Below are 3,823 nucleotides of genomic sequence, written 5' to 3'. Positions count from 1 at the left end.
TTGCATAACACGTTTATTACTATGCCAACCAACCTGAATTAATCGCCTTAATCACGAAACCCAAGGTAAACCCAGAACGCCGAGTGTAATAAATCGTGTTGATGCGATTGTTGTGCGGACTCTCTTTCAGCTTGGCCAACTTGGTAAAGAACTGCCTGGCCAATATTTTCCAAGCCCTGATTCTAATTTACCGATGCCGATTAAGCGAACAAAATGTTCTTAAATTGCGAGATAAAATCAATGGAAAACAGATACATTTTTTACACCATTTGAACGGGTTGGTTTCAGCTAGTTTGGAACTAAAAAACCAAATATCCTAACCACAATTGGGATTGAAAATGCGGCGAGGAAAACACGGATGCAGGCTAAAATGAAGCAATACCAAAGAACCATTGAAGCGTAAAAATGCCTCTGAAACACCTGAACTTAGACCGACAATGCTTAATTGCCGAACCTGATAATACGAATACTAAAAGGTAACAAAGAAGAGGATTTGCGATAACTAAATAGCGTTTACAAAAGTTTCGTTTCTATTGATGAACCGTGCAAAAAATTTCGGGCTTAGTACGCACAACGCCTGCATAACACGTTTGCTACGATACAGACTTAGTTGAATTTTAACGCCTTAATCACTGAAACTAAAGGCAAACTGACAACGCCGAGTGTAGCAAATCGTGTTGATGCATTTGTTATGCGATATCTCACAGATTTGTTGATTCTAAAATATATTGTCGGTTATTTTCATTATAGACATCAACAACTTCATGGTTTTCTGTTTTAGACGAAAAATCACAAATTTCAATTCGTTTGTCGATAGACTCAGAAATACGACCGCATTCAGCTTTTAATACATTCAATGCATCTTCATGGTATAGATATTCTTCCGACTCCCAAACTTGATAATATTCTTGAGCATCACGAACACACAATATTAAGACTGCTTTTGAATATTGTGCTTCAACACCTTCGACCATTGTTGTATTATCACCAGCTAAAACATACCCTACGATCTTAAATGCATCTCTAAATTTTGGATGAGATTCAATTCTTTTTTCTATCGAAAAATATTTTTTAAGCCAATTGATAAACATAACACCTCCATTTTGCATAACGCCTGCATAACACGTTTGCTACCATGCAGATTAAGCCCAAATTTACCACTTAATACGGTAAACTCAAAGAAACCTAGAATGCCGAATGTAGCAAATCGTGTTGATGTATTTGTTATATTCACTCTTACGTCTAAGTGAATAACTGACCGACTGTTTTCATCGGAATGAACATTCTTACTCGACCATTGATTTCACAAAGAACCTCGAAACCATATTTTACGTAGAATGATTCAGCTTGTTCAGTTAAACAATCAACAATAATGGCATAAGCTCTCATGTGAGAGTTAATTTCCCAAAGGTATTCGAGAGCTTTGATTAAGCTAACTTTACCTAGCCCACTTCCATGAAATTCTTTATGAACTGCAAGTTGAGCTAAAAGGAAAACAGGAACTGGATAGCGTGGTAATTTTTTAGCCATCGCTTGTGGCAACGTATCACGGCTAATCGAACTTGGCGCAATACTATAAAATGAACAAATTGGATATTTCTGATTTGGTAATGGCACTGAAGCAGGCAAAACCATTGTGCGGCTGATACCTGCTTGCATATGTTTAGCAGCTTGAGTTTGGATAAAATCATTTAACTCTTTTTCCCCACAGTCAAATGATGCTCTATCGTGCTGTGATTTATCCAACTCTTTGAAAGTTTTGGAATAACTCACTTAAACTCACCACTTTTAGTAAATGCTGCCGCTTCAAGTAATGCGTTATTCGGAGCCTTAGCCTCGTCACAAGCAATCATGAATTGATCAAATACATTTGCTTCAACAGTGATGCTTTCATGCTCAGAAATTACCTGAGTTGAATCTTCGTCCATTAGACGAACAACATATTCCGTTAAGCTTTTTAAACCAAGTAAAGCTGAAGCTTTCTCAGCCTTAGCTTTGATTTCTTCATCCAAGCGGATATCAAGTCTTGCAGTAGCCATAAAACCTCCAATTGTACGGAGTAATTCCGTAATTAACCTGAGTATAAGATTTAAACGACCAAAGTGCAAATTGTACGGAGCTAATACGGATTTAATTTTTAAGCTTTGTGAATATAACGCTTGCATAACACGTGCTAACGACCAACGTTACCAAACCAATTACACTTCAAACCAAAAACGCCGAATGTAATAAGCATCGTGTTGATGCGATTGTTGTGCGTGCTTACTTTCGGCTTGGCCAGCTTGGTAAAGAACTGCCCTGCCAAGATTTTCTAAGCCCTAATTTTAATTTACCGGTAGTAATTAAGCGAACAAAATGTTCTTAAATTGCGAGATAAAGTAAATGGAAAACAGATACATTTCTTACGCCATTTGAACGGCTTGGTTTCAACAGATTTGGAACTGATAAACCAAATATCCTTTCCACAACTGGGATTGAAAATACTGAGAAGAAAACACTGATGCAAACTAAAATGAGGCATAACCAAAGAACAATTGAAGCATAAAATAGCTTCTGAAACGCCTGAACTTAGGGAAATAAGGGCTAATTTGCCGAACCTGATAATACGGAAACCAAAAGGCAACAAAGAAGAAATTCACACTTACTAAGCCGAAACTACGAAAGCCTCGATCCTTTTGATGAACCGTGCAAAAAATTTCGGACTCAGTACGCACAACGCCTGCATAACACGTTTATTACTATGCAAATCAACCTGAATTAACCGCCTTAATCACAAAACTAAAGGTAAACCCAGAATGCCGAGTGTAATAAATCGTGTTGATGCGATTGTTGTGCGTGCTTATTTTCGGCTTGGCTAACTTGGTAAAGAACTGCCCTGCCAAGATTTTTTAATGCCTTGATTTTAATTTACCAATAGCAATTAAGCGAACAAAATGTTCTTAAATTGCGAGATAAAGTAAATGGAAAACAGATACATTTTTTACACCATTTGAACGACTTGGTTTCAGCAAGTTTGGAACTGAAAAACTAAATACACTCGCCATAATTGGGATTGGAAATATTACGAGGAAAACACTGATGCAGACTAAAATGAGGCATAACCAAAGAACAATTGAAGCGTAAAATAGCTTCTGAAACGCCTGAACTTGGGGAAATAAGGGTTAATTTGCCGAACCTAATGAAATGAAAACCAAAAGGTAACAAAGAAGAAATTTACGCTTACTAAGCCGAAACTACGAAAGCCGCGATTCTATTGATGAACCGTGCAAAAAATTTCGGACTCAGTACGCACAACGCCGCAATAACACGTGCGAACGATTTACTTACCAAGCCAATTACACTTTAAACCGCGAATGCCGAGTGTAATAGCATCGTGTTGATTGCTTTGTTAAACGTACATCTAACGGCTAGTGCGATACTTAACCAATGACGGACTTTCACAATCGATTGTTTCTATGTAGATATTACGCTCCTTCCACATGACTTCAATATCATAAAGGCAAAACGAATATTTAGTTGGGTCTACAACCCAGACCCCATTAACTTGAACTGATACTGACGTAAATAATTCATTATCATTACCCCACCAAGCTAAAACCAAATACTTACAACTTGCACCATTATGAAAAATAACGAACGCAGCAGTTTGATCCCATTCGAGAGTTATTTCAGATTTAACCTCTGTTAGTCGTTGATGAAAAGCGACCATATTGATTGGTTCTTCATTTGCTGAAATGGTATAAATCTTAATTCCATCCGCATCTAGCCAATCTTGCTCACCTTCCAGTTTTCGTAATTTATACATTGTACCTCCTTGTACGAT

Annotated in this window: 5 protein-coding genes; 1 reads left to right on the top strand and 4 read right to left on the bottom strand. The window is 37.4% G+C overall.

What is annotated here, in order from left to right; all coding sequences use genetic code 11:
• Positions 1-701 precede the first annotated feature (701 nt).
• The 3 genes from F8B77_RS17160 to F8B77_RS17145 all read right to left on the bottom strand — a co-directional run bounded on the left by F8B77_RS17160 (position 702) and on the right by F8B77_RS17145 (position 2,039).
• Positions 702-1,091 (bottom strand): hypothetical protein, encoded by a 390-nt coding sequence (locus F8B77_RS17160; RefSeq protein ID WP_151656869.1) that lies wholly within the window; start codon positions 1,089-1,091, stop codon positions 702-704.
• Between the two features lie 151 nt (positions 1,092-1,242).
• Positions 1,243-1,773 (bottom strand): GNAT family N-acetyltransferase, encoded by a 531-nt coding sequence (locus F8B77_RS17150; RefSeq protein WP_151656864.1) that lies wholly within the window; start codon positions 1,771-1,773, stop codon positions 1,243-1,245.
• Positions 1,770-2,039 carry a type II toxin-antitoxin system TacA family antitoxin gene (locus F8B77_RS17145; protein ID WP_061014470.1) on the bottom strand — a complete coding sequence of 90 codons (270 nt, stop codon included), beginning with the start codon at positions 2,037-2,039 and terminating at the stop codon, positions 1,770-1,772. Before F8B77_RS17145 ends, F8B77_RS17150 begins: the two co-directional genes overlap by 4 nt.
• A gap of 131 nt (positions 2,040-2,170) precedes the next feature.
• Here F8B77_RS17145 and F8B77_RS17140 point away from each other — a divergent pair, with 131 nt between their 5' ends.
• Complete coding sequence (locus tag F8B77_RS17140) at positions 2,171-2,365, top strand: hypothetical protein (protein ID WP_151656861.1); 195 nt, start codon at positions 2,171-2,173, stop codon at positions 2,363-2,365.
• Between the two features lie 1,035 nt (positions 2,366-3,400).
• Here F8B77_RS17140 and F8B77_RS17125 read toward each other — a convergent pair.
• A partial coding sequence (locus tag F8B77_RS17125; protein WP_244298277.1) for a hypothetical protein occupies positions 3,401-3,823 on the bottom strand: 423 nt, incomplete at its 5' end.

Origin of the sequence: Aliivibrio finisterrensis (assembly GCF_008933155.1) — a bacterium.
Lineage (GTDB): Bacteria > Pseudomonadota > Gammaproteobacteria > Enterobacterales > Vibrionaceae > Aliivibrio > Aliivibrio finisterrensis.
Note: the sequence above shows the minus strand (reverse complement) of the source record. Positions and strands in the feature narration are given on the sequence as shown.